The 13,531-nt window shown below is 40.8% G+C and carries 12 protein-coding genes; 10 read left to right on the top strand and 2 right to left on the bottom strand.

Annotated features, from left to right (window positions below; all coding sequences use genetic code 11):
• The first annotated feature begins 34 nt into the window (after window positions 1-34).
• The 6 genes from ACN222_RS03140 (at window position 35) to ACN222_RS03115 (ending at window position 3,539) form a co-directional block, all read left to right on the top strand.
• Complete coding sequence (locus ACN222_RS03140) at window positions 35-556, top strand: universal stress protein (protein WP_010994810.1); 522 nt, start codon at window positions 35-37, stop codon at window positions 554-556.
• Between the two features lie 393 nt (window positions 557-949).
• Window positions 950-1,852 (top strand): hypothetical protein, encoded by a 903-nt coding sequence (locus tag ACN222_RS03135; RefSeq protein ID WP_010994808.1) that lies wholly within the window; start codon window positions 950-952, stop codon window positions 1,850-1,852.
• 227 nt (window positions 1,853-2,079) lie between these two features.
• Window positions 2,080-2,469, top strand: a complete 390-nt coding sequence (locus ACN222_RS03130) for a KGK domain-containing protein (protein ID WP_044520683.1) — start codon at window positions 2,080-2,082, stop codon at window positions 2,467-2,469.
• 153 nt (window positions 2,470-2,622) lie between these two features.
• Window positions 2,623-3,009, top strand: a complete 387-nt coding sequence (locus ACN222_RS03125) for a KGK domain-containing protein (RefSeq protein ID WP_010994806.1) — start codon at window positions 2,623-2,625, stop codon at window positions 3,007-3,009.
• Window positions 3,006-3,251: an HNH endonuclease gene (locus tag ACN222_RS03120; protein ID WP_010994805.1), complete on the top strand. Its 246-nt coding sequence runs from the start codon at window positions 3,006-3,008 to the stop codon at window positions 3,249-3,251. Before ACN222_RS03125 ends, ACN222_RS03120 begins: the two co-directional genes overlap by 4 nt.
• 39 nt (window positions 3,252-3,290) lie before the next feature.
• The gene (locus ACN222_RS03115; RefSeq protein ID WP_044522726.1) at window positions 3,291-3,539 is read left to right on the top strand and encodes a hypothetical protein; all 249 of its coding nucleotides are present in this window, start codon (window positions 3,291-3,293) and stop codon (window positions 3,537-3,539) included.
• 61 nt (window positions 3,540-3,600) lie between these two features.
• On the opposite strand, the gene ACN222_RS03110 is transcribed toward ACN222_RS03115, so the two are convergent.
• Window positions 3,601-6,324 (bottom strand): DUF3536 domain-containing protein, encoded by a 2,724-nt coding sequence (locus tag ACN222_RS03110; RefSeq protein ID WP_010994803.1) that lies wholly within the window; start codon window positions 6,322-6,324, stop codon window positions 3,601-3,603.
• 617 nt (window positions 6,325-6,941) lie between these two features.
• Here ACN222_RS03110 and cax point away from each other — a divergent pair.
• From cax to ACN222_RS03090, 4 genes are all read left to right on the top strand, one after another.
• Window positions 6,942-8,033, top strand: a complete 1,092-nt coding sequence (gene cax, locus ACN222_RS03105) for a calcium/proton exchanger (protein WP_010994802.1) — start codon at window positions 6,942-6,944, stop codon at window positions 8,031-8,033.
• 105 nt (window positions 8,034-8,138) lie between these two features.
• Window positions 8,139-8,828: a class I SAM-dependent methyltransferase gene (locus ACN222_RS03100; RefSeq protein WP_044520681.1), complete on the top strand. Its 690-nt coding sequence runs from the start codon at window positions 8,139-8,141 to the stop codon at window positions 8,826-8,828.
• 141 nt (window positions 8,829-8,969) lie between these two features.
• A complete protein-coding gene (locus tag ACN222_RS03095) occupies window positions 8,970-10,265 on the top strand; it encodes an FAD-binding oxidoreductase (protein WP_010994800.1) in 1,296 nt (431 codons plus the stop codon).
• A gap of 36 nt (window positions 10,266-10,301) precedes the next feature.
• Window positions 10,302-11,654, top strand: coding sequence for a (Fe-S)-binding protein (locus ACN222_RS03090; protein WP_010994799.1), 1,353 nt, complete (start codon window positions 10,302-10,304; stop codon window positions 11,652-11,654).
• A gap of 128 nt (window positions 11,655-11,782) precedes the next feature.
• Here the strand turns inward: ACN222_RS03090 and ACN222_RS03085 are convergent, their stop codons facing one another.
• Complete coding sequence (locus ACN222_RS03085) at window positions 11,783-13,426, bottom strand: tetratricopeptide repeat protein (protein WP_010994798.1); 1,644 nt, start codon at window positions 13,424-13,426, stop codon at window positions 11,783-11,785.
• Window positions 13,427-13,531 lie beyond the last annotated feature (105 nt).

The following is a 13,531-nucleotide window of genomic DNA, read 5'->3' as shown; positions in this document are numbered from 1 at the left end:
TCAACTGACAACTAACAACTGACAACTAACTAATATGTTTAAAAAAATTTTGGTTGCTGTTGAAAATACTGAAATGGGTAAGCAAGTATTTGAGAGAGGTTTATCATTAGCAACAGCAACTAACGCCGAATTATTGTTGTTACACGTTATCTCACCTTTCGATGAAGATTACTTGACGGCTGGAGCGATGGAAACACAAAGTTTTTATGGAACCTCCCAAATTCATAGTGTTGAGTATTACATAGGAAAGTGGAACGCTCTCAAGCAAGAGGGTATAGATTTTTTGACCTTGTTAACTAATCAAGCGATCGCTAAAGGTGTAACAGCTGATTTTACCCAAGAATTAGGTGATCCTAGTCGCTTAATTTGTGAAATTGCCCGTGGTTGGAACGCCGATCTAATTGTTTTAGGTCGTCGGGGTTTACATGGCTTGAGTGAATTTTTCCTCGGTAGCGTTAGTAATTATGTTTTGCATCACGCTCCCTGTTCAGTGTTGACGGTACAGGGCATCATTCCCGCTACGCCAGAAACACCAGTGATAGCATCATCCATCTGAGGTTTTCAGGACTTACGCAATTGGCACAATATTAGGGTGCGTCAGACGCAATAATTTCGTACAAATTCGGGAATTTTCCACATCTGACGCACCCTACACTTAGTTTGATTAAAACAAGAAGTGCATAAACCTAAAAAGTACAACGTGTAATTCTGTGAAGGCTTGATTGAGTTACTTCCAACAAAAAACTCCCCCTACAAAGGGATATATAGCACTTACCGTTTGTATGCAATACACTTGGACTTCTCTCCTACAAGGGGTTTTATTCCCCTTAAGGGGCTGGGGGTTAGGTCTATATTTGACTCAATTGCAAACCGCTATAGTTTTTGTCGGTAATCAGTTTGCTCAACAGCCAACAGAAAACATCGAAGTATTTATACAGGAGCTTTAATTATGTTTACTACACAAAATTCTCAGTCTCGCCGCAAATACTTACTGTCAGTTCTTACCCTCTTTAGCCTCAGTTTTCCCTTAGTAACTTTCTCATCGACACAGCCTGCAAAAGCCGAATCCGATTTCCTACAGTGCATCTCTGCGATGGATGTGAATATCTGTGTGGAAGCAGATGTAACTCATTATCATCTCTACACTCGCTCTGGGTCGTTGACTAGTCAAAAAGTCTCCATTGGATCTGCAAGCGAACCAAGTTGTCCAGTTTTTGGCGCAATGGATACACCAAAGGGTAGGGTTCGGGTTGAAGGATGCCTCTCAAACTCAAGACTAATACAATTACAAGGGGCGATTAAACTCTGCAATTCGGGAACGTGTCGAACAGAACCTATTACCCTGAAATTCCCCAGTCGCGCAATGTTACCTGATGAAAGTCACCTGAATTCCCAGGGATACCAGTTATTTTTGGATGATGTGTTCGTTGGCAAGATAGAGAAGGTAACGCGCGCTGAGGCGATCGCTCATTTAGAATTGACTAAAAAGACCTATCCTAAGAGGAAAATAGAAGGCTATTTCAACGGTCAGAAAATAGGTTATGAGTTGTTCTGGGATGGCGTGCGTGTAGGATTTGAGCCAAGTTGGAACCGGGAAGCGGCGATCGCCAATTTGCAATTGAATCACAAAACCTATCCAAATAAACGGGTTGAAGGCGTATTAGATGGTCAGAAAATAGGTTACGAGTTGTTCTGGGATGGCGTGCGTGTAGGATTTGAGCCAGGTTGGAAACGGGAAGCAGCGATCGCTAATTTGCAATGGAATTACAAAACCTATCCGAACAAGAAAGTCAAAGGATTATTTAATGGTGAGAATGTTAACTTACCTACCATGCCTAACACTCGAAGGTAGTAATATTTTCAGCGATCGCTTCTTACTTGTTTACTTGTTTGCTTTGAAAGGGATTGGTGTGTTATGGTTTTCACCTAATGCGCCATTCTCTGTAACGATGTATTATGTGGTTGGAGATTTTTTTCACACTACTTATCTCAAGCCATAGGTTCAATCTAACTTGCAATATTCTTACTTAATATATAATTCCTGATAAGAAATTCACCAAATTTATTACCAATTCTGTGATGGAAGAAAATTTTGACCTCAGTAATTGTAGTAATGATGATGCTTTGTCTGTTAAAGATAAAGTGTTTAAAATTTTTCATATCAAGGAAGCAATCAAAAAAGCCTTCCGCAGTAAATTATCAGAAGAATTATATATTTTATTAAATTCCTATGGAATATCTATAGATCCCGGTGGCTATTTGGTTGGCAATAAATTTTATAGATATACTCATAAATGGTTTGATGAAGGTGTAGATTGTGAAGTGTTAAAGCCTGCAACTAAAGGCTGGCAAAAGGGGCGCTTAAGAATCAAAGTGACTCTAGAATTTATTCCTGATGAACCGCCCACTCATGAATCAGAATCCCCTCTTGATGATTTACGCCGGATGATTGATGAGGAAACATCATGAACTTCAGTATCTGTAGGGTGGGTAATGCACACCATATCTTGATTTTAGGGAATTTATAATTCACTTTTTGTCAACTAGGTTTTTATTGTCTCACGCAGAGGCGTAGAGACGCAAATAAGAGAGAGGAAGAGAGTTTTTTAAGTTGAGGTTGAGATGGAAGATAGATTTAAACAAGCAGAATGTAATGATAATGATGTTTTGGAAATTGGAGATTATACTTACAAAATTTCTAAATTTTTAGAAGCTTTTCATAAAGCGAATCGTTCTGATTTAGCGTGTGAATTACAGCAGCAATTTAATGCGAATGGAATAATTATACAACAGCCATATTCTAAAATTTGGTTTAATGAAGGTCTGTATTGTCAGATATTAAATATTGGTTCACAAGGTTGGAAAAAAGGGAAAGTAAAGTTTAATATTAGTGTTGAGTTTTACATTGAAGAAGAATCAGAAACGGATAACAACGTGCATTCAGAAATTAGTGAAACTGAATCCCCTCTCGATGATTTACGCCGCATGATTAATGAGGAAACATCATGAGCAAAACTCCTCGGATTCGTATACCACCAGAAGTTAGACAATATGTATTTCAACGAGATAAGTTTCAATGTCAAAGTTGTGGTAAAACGGGTTTAGAAACTAACTTAACTATTGACCATATTATCCCTTTGGCTCGTGGTGGTCAAAATGATATAAGTAATCTGCATACTTTATGTTTTGACTGCAACCGATGCAAGACTGACAAACTTGATTCACGCTTCCGGCGACATTTTGAAATTTGAGCTAACATGGAGCTTGGATTAACTGTCAGTTATAGAATTATGCCTCTAAACCGTAACAGCAACTCCCGTAAATTTCACAACTTTAAAACCAAAGCTTTTCATTCTGTTGCTATTGTCGCCGTTTTAGTAGCAGCTTTTCCTTGGTTATATGAAATTAAAACAAAAGCAGGCATAAATATATCCAAGAGTCGTCATGCTGGGACATTTTTTGAGCAAAAATCCGGCGGACTTTTTAAGTGTGAATGGCTTTATCCTTACCATTGCGAAGATCGTCCGAATGTGCATTAGTTTTGAGAATAAGATCCCCGACTTCTTTAAGAAGTCAGGGATCTTTAGTTAACCCATTTTACTACTTGAATTGATTCAGAATTGCACTGACATCAACTGCCAACTTCTGTCCCAATTTCAGCAATTGTAGACATTGACTCGTTTCTTCTTTATCAGCAAGGGTAGTCAAACACAAAGGTAGTATTTGATTTTGTAGACAACTAAAGTACAGTTCTTGAGACTGATGTAAGGAAATGCCAATATTTAGCTGATAGCTAACGTTAATTAACCGTTCTAAGCATTGCATCTCTATGGCAAAACTGCCATTGGTATCATGCAGTAATCTCCAGAGCAAGCGCAGAATGAGCTGTTCTAACATCTGCTTACCTTCCGGAATATTTAATTGGCAACGCAGATGTTTAGCTTCAGTGACGATCGCTTCTAATTCTACTATGTGATTCCAACTCAGTTGGGGTTCTGTAATATCTTGGTCTAGCGATCGCAATGTTGTCATACAGCGATAACCCAAAGCAATCTCCGCCGCCACTTGTAATTCTTGCGGTACGGCTAGTTCATCGCGGTGAAATGCCATCAACACACCATAATTATCCCGGTATGCCTGAGTATATAACTGGTCTAACCTTGTCAGGGTTTCTTGACTCAATAAGCGCATGATCCGATGGCGTTCTTCCGCAAACAGATTTTGCAAGTTGAAGGTTTCATCACCAAATACCTGCGTCATCGCCAAAATAGTTTGGGCGGCGCTAGCCTGTTGCAGTGATGTAAACAGCTTTTCTTTCAATTGGCTGTAATCACGTCGTCCGGTAAATAGTTGAATGCAGGAATGGAAATCCCAACCGCCTAAATGCAGGACAGCAAAGACTAAATTTTCGCTTTCCCAGGTAATCTCCGACACGAGTTTTAAGTTACCGACTGCTAGGGTTAATGATCCCATGCGTTGCAGTTGGTAATCTATCTCATTGACGGTGTAGCAATAAACCCGTTTTTGGTGAGGATGGGGTTGTTTTGTCCCAGGTAGAGACTTAGTATGCAGGGTTTCTACCTGTTTGTGATTGTTGAACAGGGAAGAAATGGCGTAATGGGCGGCTACTTGTTTAAAACTAATCTGGGCAGTTTGTACAAGTTGGCGGTAAACTTCACCACCATGTTTAAACGACTCCACATTACTAGGAGCTAAACCCAAACGTTTGAGGAAGCCTTTTTCCAACTGCACACCAGCCACATCTCCCCCCAGTTCCAAAGCGCGGGCGGCGTAACGCAGAATCTGGGTTCCTTCGGGGCGAGAAAGTTCTTCAAAAAACCAACCGCAACTGGTGAACATGAATAAAGTGTGACGCTGCATTTCTAATAAGCGCAAAGCGTCTACTTGTTCGGCGGCGGTGAGTTTGTGGGTTTGATGGCGTGAGAGAAAACGGCTAATATTGGCAGGAGAGCGATCGCGGATGACTTGAATATACTCATCTCGTGCTTGCCAGGGATCACGGAATAATTGATTACCATATTCCTCAAACACCTCAATTAACTGATCCCGCAGCCAATTTAAGGCATTCCGCAACGGCCGCCGCCATTTTTGATGCCAAATACCACCTTCACCGCCGCAACCACAATCTTCTTGCCATCTATCTACGCCGTGGGCGCAACTCCAAGCTGTTACTGGCTTGATTTCTACTTCCCAGGTAGGAGAACATAAGCTGAGGTAATGGGCAAAGTTGGTTACAGTCCAACCTTGACTAGGAAACTCCTTGATAAAGGCATAGGCGAGAGTTTTTTCTGTGCCTTTTTTGTGGTGTCCGAAGGTTTCCCCATCTGTACCAACAGAAATCAGTTGTGATTGACGATGATCCCCGCGCACTGCTGAACCAATACGTCCGGCAAAGTGGTGAGAGTTATAGACAACATCACTAAAGCCCATGTCCCGTGATATGGGGCCATCGTAGAAGAAGATATCTATATAAGGTAAATCTTGCAGAGATTGAGGATTGGTGTCTGCAATTGCCCTATCTTTTACTGAACTTAAAACAGAGGATTTATTGCTAAGTCTAGATTTCAGATAGCAACGATAAGGACGGGTGGGATCAATTTGATTACCACCAACTTCATACCATTCTGGTTGGGGATCATTTTCTGTGGGGAAAGGACGACATCTTTGCGCTTGGGATGGTGCTAAGACAATAAACCGAATACCTTCAGCCACTAAAGCTTCTAAGGTTGCGTAATCTACTGCTGTTTCTGCCAACCACATTCCTTCGGGATCACGGCCAAAGCGGGTGCGGAAGTCTTCTTTACCCCAGCGAATTTGGGTGCGTTTATCCCGTTCGTTCGCCAAGGGCATGATGATGTGATTATATACTTGCGCGATCGCATTCCCATGACCTTGCAGACGTTGGCAGCTTTTTGCGTCCGCCTCCAAAATCCGTTGATAAACCTCGACATCATACCGTTCTAGCCATGACATCAGCGTGGGGCCGATGTTAAAGCTCATATATTCGTAATTATTGACGATCCCCGTCACTTCGCCTTGGTCATTCAACACCCTGGCAAAAGCATTGGGACGGTAACATTCCCAGTGGATGCGCTCATTCCAATCGTGGAAAGGCGCAGCGCTGGGTTGGCGCTCAATTGAGTCTAGATAAGGGTTTTCGCGCGGTGGCTGGTAAAAGTGACCATGCACCGTCACATACACACCTACAGCTTGATTCCTGGGATCGCTGTGGTGCGTATCTTTGTTGGTTATATGGGATGTTGATATTGAGCCAGGGTTAGCCGGCATTTCAGCAGATGTCATGTATATTTATTCCAACTCAAAAAACTTATACGTATGCCGGAGGTACTTGAGTCAAATCCTTCTACAACGATTTGCACCCAAAATCCGGTATAGAGAAAACTAATGGATACAGGATACAGCTTAATTCCGAAAAAAACTGTCTCACTATGGTAATAAATCTGCGTTATCGTCAAGCTGTTTGATCAAGGTAACAAAAATATCAGCAATTGAACAACGCCTTGTACCATTTTAGATTTTGAATTTTAGATTTTGATTGGTAATTAGTTCCTATATCTGGGTTGTGGGAATCAACCTGTCGGATTGTTTGTTCAACTGGGTATTTAGTTAAGAATTTTTTTCTTGGCAATGCCAATCGAAAAATTTAATTGTCTTTTAATATATTAAACCGAATTTCGGGTGTAAAATTTCGCCTCCATCTAATAGTTTTGCAACGAAAGATTGCAAATGCTTTATAAATTGCAATTATCAGTTACAAATCTCATTCTCTGGTATGGACAGTATAATTTCTGAGCTATTTTGTTCACAGTTGAGAGTATCCTAGAGTCTGATTGTCAACTCTTTATACATTTTGATTTATCACAGGCAACTGTGAGTAATCACTCAACTAAAAGTAACAAATGTCAGGCAAAAATATTGTTTTTCTCGTCCTATTGCTATTTATCCCCGTTTCCTTGGCAGCACACTATTTAGAGTGGGGAGACCTGATTGTTTTTATCACAGCAGGCTTGGCAATTCTGCCCTTAGCTGCCTGGATGGGTGCAGCAACCGAAGAAATCGCTGTAGTTGTCGGGCCGACCTTAGGAGGCTTGTTAAACGCTACCTTTGGTAACGCTACAGAATTAATCATCGCTTTAGTGGCCTTAAACGCTGGGTTGGTGAATGTTGTCAAAGCCAGCATCACTGGCTCAATTATCGGTAACTTATTGCTGGTGATGGGTCTTTCCATGCTGTTGGGTGGACTACGCCACAAAGAACAGACCTTTCAGCCAATTGTGGCCAGGGTCAACGCCTCAGCGATGAATTTGGCTGTCATTGCCATTTTGCTCCCCACAGCGATGAACTACACCGCCCAGGGAATTGGGGAAGAAACCCTGCAATATTTATCTGTAGCGGTGGCTGTAGTCTTGATTTTGGTTTACATCCTCACCCTGATATTTTCCATGAAAACCCACGCCTATTTATATGATGTGGGTGTGGCAGAAATAGAAACAGAGGAAAATCCTCACCCGAAGCCAAATATTCTCTTATGGTCTGGTGTGCTGCTAGTCTGTACCCTACTGGTAGCGGTGGAATCGGAATTGCTAGTTGATGCGTTGGAAGTCGCCACCTCCCAATTAGGTTTAACCGCATTATTTACCGGGGTGATACTCGTTCCCATCGTGGGTAACGCCGCCGAACACGCCACAGCCGTCACCGTCGCCATGAAAGATAAAATGGATCTCTCCGTTTCCGTGGCGGTGGGTTCCAGTATGCAGATTGCCTTATTTGTCGCCCCGGTGTTAGTCATTGCTGGCTGGATACTAGGTCAGCCTATGGATTTGGATTTCCAGCCCTTTGAACTAGTGGCTGTAGTCGTATCTGTACTCATTGCCAACAGCATCAGTTCTGATGGTAAGTCCAATTGGTTAGAAGGCACTTTACTTTTAGCCGCCTATACAGTATTAGGATTCGCTTTTTACTTTCACCCAGATGTCGGGGGACTTGGGTAGCATTTCTACCAAGGTAAGTTTCACAGCGATCGCTTATATCTGTTAGTAGTTAATAGAGAGCGATCGCTTTTTATTTGAACATAAGTGAAAATCCCATCAGTTTTTATGCTAGAGCAACAAAAAGCAAGTTTACAACTTCATGTTAAACAGTTAGCGAACGAAGCCATACAAAAATCAGCACCATCGGCATGGTTTGAAGTTTTATATGCTGAAGCTCAAGGAGATACAACACAAATTCCTTGGGCAAAATTAACCCCTCACCCTTATCTACAAGAATGGTTGACAAATCATCAACCATTCCCATCTGGACAAAAAGCCTTAGTAATTGGTTGTGGCTTGGGAGATGATGCAGAAGCTTTAGCCAAACTGGGATTTGCGGTAACTGCCTTTGATATTTCGCCTACAGCGATCGCTTGGTGTGGTCAAAGATTCCCCAATTCAAATGTAAACTATATAGTTGCTGATTTATTAGCGATCCCCCCACAATGGCATCTTGCCTTTGACTTTGTTTTTGAATGTCGTAATATTCAAGCTTTACCATTAAATATCCGCGCTGAAGTTATCACCTCAATTGCCTCTGTTGTTGCTCCTGATGGGACACTTTTATTAATTAATCGTGTGCGGGAAACGGAAGCTGAACCCTCTGGCCCGCCTTGGCCATTATCAGAATCGGAACTCAAACAATTGGAAAATTTGGGATTACAACCAATAGAACAACTTGTATTTTTAGAGTCTGAGCAAGTTGATGTTAAGCAAGTGCGAATTGAATATCGCAGACGTAATATGCAGTCTTAGCAATATGCTTATGTGTTTTTATTGCGAATTGCGAATTGGTTTGATCGAATAGCACACATCAGCCGCGCTTTTGGTAACTGCTGTGGGCTATTTTGTGTCATCATCACAGACAATGGGATGTAGGGACTCAAAAATAAACTGATGACCGTGATGTCTAACGACAAGCCGCCAAGCGTCTACGCTACTACTTTTGCATCTATCGTAGGTGAAGAAAACACCGTTTACCAGGAAAAAAATCTCGAACTTAGTCAAGCAATTGCTGGTGGAAATCTCCCCAGTTGTGTTGTCTATCCCCAAAGCCAAGAACAACTAGCCGCAGTTATCGCCACAGCTTACAGTAATAACTGGCGCGTTCTACCTTGTGGTTGTGGGAGTAAACTTCGTTGGGGTGGTTTAGCAAAAGATGTTGATGTGGTAGTGAGTACAGAACGCCTCAATCGACTCATTGAACACGCCGTTGGTGATTTGACTGTCACAGTCGAAGCGGGAATGAAATTTTCCCATCTCCAGAAGATTTTGGCAGATGCTCGGCAATTTCTCGCCCTTGACCCCTCCACACCAGCATCAGCCACAATCGGGGGTATTGTCGCCACAGCTGATACCAACTCCCTCCGACAACGTTATGGCAGCGTGCGCGACCAGCTTTTAGGCATCACCTTTGTACGTGCTGATGGTCAAATCGCCAAAGCTGGGGGAAGGGTGGTCAAAAACGTGGCTGGTTATGACTTGATGAAGTTATTTACTGGCTCATACGGTACATTAGGAATTATTACTCAAGTAACTTTTCGCGTGTATCCGATTCAGGAGACATCGGGAACAGTAGTCTTGACTGGTGCAGCAGAGGCAATATCTGAAGCAGCTACAACCTTGCGCGGTTCAGCATTAACCCCCACCCAAGCTGATTTAATCTCTACTCAATTAGTATCTAGTCTAGAATTAGGTCAGGGTCTAGGATTGATTGCCCGTTTTCAAAGTATTAGTGAAAGTGTGCAGGAACAATCAAATCGGTTGTTAGAAGTAGGGGAAAAATTAGGTTTAACAGGAGTAGTTGTTTCTGGTGCAGATGAGAGTCATCTATGGGAGAGATTGCAAGAACAAATACATTCTCCCGTCACAGAATCTGCAATTACCTGCAAAATAGGAGTGTTACCTAATGCTGCTGTGGAGATTTTACATCAAGTAAAAATTGGTTTAATTCACATTGGTAGCGGTTTAGGTGTGTTACAAGTTGAGGATAAGAATCAAGTTTCGCCAGTGCGATCGCTTTGTCAATCTCACCAGGGTTTTTTAACAGTTCTGCAAGCCCCTGTACCAGTAAAACAACAAATAGATGTATGGGGATACACTGGCAATGCTTTACCATTGATGAAACGCATTAAAGAACAGTTTGATAGTAAGAATATCTTAAGTCCGGGTCGGTTTGTAGGTGGGATTTAAGCTACTCACCAAAGATATACAGGGGAACAGAAGAAGATGCAGGTTTCAGAAAATTCTACTAATAATACCGCCAGTATAAAGAATTTAAAAGGATTTGATGCTAGCCATCCACCAGACCCAAAATTAATTGATAGTTGTGTACATTGTGGTTTTTGTCTTTCCACTTGTCCTAGTTATCGGGTGATTGGGAAGGAAATGGATTCTCCTAGAGGACGCATCTATTTAATGGATGCCATCAATGAGGGGGAAATTGCTCTGAATACAGCTACAGTAGAGCATTTCGACTCTTGTTTAGGTTGTCTTGCTTGTGTGTCAACCTGCCCTTCTGGTGTGCAGTATGACAAGTTAATTTCTGCAACTCGCCATCAAGTAGAACGTAATTATCCTCGGACTTTATCTGATAAGTTAGTACGTCAATTAATATTTTCTTTATTCCCCAACCCAGATATTTTACGCATTCTATTAATCCCCCTATTCTTTTATCAAAAGTCGGGAATTTCCCAAGTTATTCGTGCTACAGGCTTACTCAAAAAAATATCTCCAAGATTGGCAGCAATGGAATCGATTCTGCCAAAAATTACTATCAAAACTTTCCAAGACAATCTACCAACTATTATTCCTGCACAGGGTAAGAAACGCTATCGAGTCGGCATGATTTTAGGATGCGTACAACGGTTATTTTTCTCCCCAGTTAATGAAGCAACGGTACGGGTTTTAACCGCGAATGGTTGTGAAGTGGTTATTCCTAAATCTCAAGGTTGTTGTGCAGCACTTCCCGAACACCAAGGACAAACAGAACAAGCCAAAGCTTTAGCTAAACAGATGATTGATAGCTTTGCTGATACTGATGTTGATTATGTGATTATCAATGCGGCTGGGTGTGGTCATACTTTAAAAGAATATGGTCATATATTAGAAGATGATGCCGAATATCGAGAGAAAGCCAAAAATTTCGCTGCTAAAGTTAAAGATGCACAAGAGTTTTTAGCTACTGTAGGATTAACCGCTAAACTTTCACCATTGAAAGATAAACCTTTGAATTTGGTTTATCAAGATGCTTGTCATTTATTACATGGACAAAAAATTAGTGTGCAACCTCGTCAGATATTAAAACAAATACCAGGGGTGCAAATTAAAGAACCATTAGATGCAGCTTTGTGTTGTGGTAGTGCTGGTGTTTATAATATGTTGCAACCGGAAGTTGCTGAAGAATTAGGCAAGCAAAAAGTCACAAATTTATTGAATACTGGTGCTGAATTGATTGCTTCTCCTAATCCTGGCTGTGCTTTGCAAATTACTAAACATTTAGAATTGCAAGGTAAGAAAATGGGTGTTATGCACCCGATGGAGTTGTTAGATTATTCAATCAGGGGAATTAAGTTGACGTAATTTAATGGGTAACTGATATAGCTGTTGACTGTTAACCGTTGACTGTTAACAGTTAACAGCTTGTTAGTAGTTATGCAATTTAGACGCGCATTAGCTTATCACTCATTTTACTGGCTGATATTTTGAATTTAAAAATTTAAAATATCAATTGATTCTTCTATTTCCAATTCTACAACTCTTTCTGTTGTATCTTTGAGTTCTGCTAATTTACCTTCTTTACGATATATATCTGCCGCTTTTTGAAAGTCAGCGATCGCTCCTTGTTTATCTTTGATGCCTGCACGCACATTACCACGGTTATAATAAGCATCAGCATAGCTGGGATTAATTTGGATTGCTTGGGTGTAATCAGCGATCGCTCCTTCTTCATCCCCTAAATCATAACGGGCGTTACCACGGTTATAATAAGCATCAGCCGCCTTGGGATTAATTTGGATTGCCTGATTATAATCTTCAATCGCTCCTAGATAATCACCAATATCAGCACGCGCATTACCACGATTTTTGTAAGCATTAGCATCATTGGGATTAATCTTAATTGCTTGGGTAAATCCTGGTTGTGTTGCTAATAAATAACGAGATATGCCTCTATTTTTATATGTATCTGCATATTGGGGATTAATCTTGATCGCTTGGGTATAATCTTCAATCGCTCCTTGATTATCTCCTAGATGAGAGCGTGCTTCTGCTCGGTTTTTATAAATAGAAGCAGCATGGGGATTAATTCTAATTGCTTGATTATAATCATCGATTGCCGCTTCATAAGCTGCTAGTTGTGATAAAGCTAACCCACGTTTATGATAGGATTTAGCATCGTGAAGGTTGATATTTATGGCTTGAGAATAATCGGCGATCGCCGCCTCATAATCACCCAATTGATAATAGCTTAAACCTCGTTTATAGTATAATTCACAATTATCACTACTTGCTTGTAAAGCTTGGCTATAATTTTTAATAGATGCGGTATATTCTCCCTGAGCAAAGCACTCATCACCAATTTTGATATAATCTATATTTATCGCTTCTTGTTGTCTATAGGGTAGAATATTTTTGATACCAGTAAATAAAGCTGGTTTGATTGATTGAGTTTGATTGATCTTAGATAATAATTCTGGCTGGGGTTTGTATTGATAAATTGGCGGAGATTGCTGGAACTGATGGTAATTTGCGGAAGCTTGCAACTGTTCCAAATAACCCCATAAGCCGCCACCGTAAAGTAACTGCTCTATTCCAAATGAGATATTACCTGTCTTTAATTTAATCATTTGAGTAGGCAAAAAGCCTGCTAATAACAGATGATATGATGATTGTGCTTCGTTAACATCTTCTTTAATAAAAATGCAAACTACAACTGCATTTTTTTCCACTTCTTCGGCACTAACTGACCATCTCACTCTATCAATGTTGCCATGACGAGATTTAACTTCAATGCCAATTGCAGGGTTAGCAGTTAAAGTAAAATCTATCTTACCGTCGCCACCAAGTCGCTTTTCATAATCTACTTCGGTAATCAAATCAGCTAAACGTTCTTTAACAACTTCCTCCCCCAATTTACCCTTGAGGTAGCTGATAAAAACATCACGAACTGGCGAAACCCGCTTATATTTTTCAGCCATCAGCCAGCAAAAGTCTCGTAGGGTTTTTAATCTTTCGCCAGAGATAACCGTTAACTCACTATATTGACCTTCGATTTCGCAATGCAGCAGACAACCAGATGATAACCTTTTAATAAAATCAGACTGTAGCGATCGCAGTAGCGTAATCCAGTCCATTTATAGTTCTGCGAGTTTTTTGATGATTTTACCTTATTTTATCTCCTTCTTTGAGCTACCTCAAAGACACCATCATAAATTTCTGGCAAATTGAGGGTATCACAA

The sequence above is a fragment of the Anabaena sp. FACHB-595 genome (genome assembly GCF_048568275.1).
Classification (GTDB): Bacteria; Cyanobacteriota; Cyanobacteriia; order Cyanobacteriales; family Nostocaceae; genus Trichormus.
The sequence above is the reverse complement of the archived record's forward strand: the minus strand, read 5'-3'. Positions and strand labels throughout refer to the sequence as shown.

Excerpts from the sequence above, each read along its gene's own strand:
- ACN222_RS03140 (WP_010994810.1), top strand. The coding sequence starts at position 35 with ATGTTTAAAAAAATTTTGGTTGCTGTTGAAAATACTGAAATGGGTAAG.
- ACN222_RS03135 (WP_010994808.1), top strand. The coding sequence starts at position 950 with ATGTTTACTACACAAAATTCTCAGTCTCGCCGCAAATACTTACTGTCA.
- ACN222_RS03130 (WP_044520683.1), top strand. The coding sequence starts at position 2,080 with ATGGAAGAAAATTTTGACCTCAGTAATTGTAGTAATGATGATGCTTTG.
- ACN222_RS03125 (WP_010994806.1), top strand. The coding sequence starts at position 2,623 with ATGGAAGATAGATTTAAACAAGCAGAATGTAATGATAATGATGTTTTG.
- ACN222_RS03120 (WP_010994805.1), top strand. The coding sequence starts at position 3,006 with ATGAGCAAAACTCCTCGGATTCGTATACCACCAGAAGTTAGACAATAT.
- ACN222_RS03115 (WP_044522726.1), top strand. The coding sequence starts at position 3,291 with ATGCCTCTAAACCGTAACAGCAACTCCCGTAAATTTCACAACTTTAAA.
- ACN222_RS03110 (WP_010994803.1), bottom strand. The coding sequence starts at position 6,324 with ATGACATCTGCTGAAATGCCGGCTAACCCTGGCTCAATATCAACATCC.
- cax (WP_010994802.1), top strand. The coding sequence starts at position 6,942 with ATGTCAGGCAAAAATATTGTTTTTCTCGTCCTATTGCTATTTATCCCC.
- ACN222_RS03100 (WP_044520681.1), top strand. The coding sequence starts at position 8,139 with ATGCTAGAGCAACAAAAAGCAAGTTTACAACTTCATGTTAAACAGTTA.
- ACN222_RS03095 (WP_010994800.1), top strand. The coding sequence starts at position 8,970 with ATGACCGTGATGTCTAACGACAAGCCGCCAAGCGTCTACGCTACTACT.
- ACN222_RS03090 (WP_010994799.1), top strand. The coding sequence starts at position 10,302 with ATGCAGGTTTCAGAAAATTCTACTAATAATACCGCCAGTATAAAGAAT.
- ACN222_RS03085 (WP_010994798.1), bottom strand. The coding sequence starts at position 13,426 with ATGGACTGGATTACGCTACTGCGATCGCTACAGTCTGATTTTATTAAA.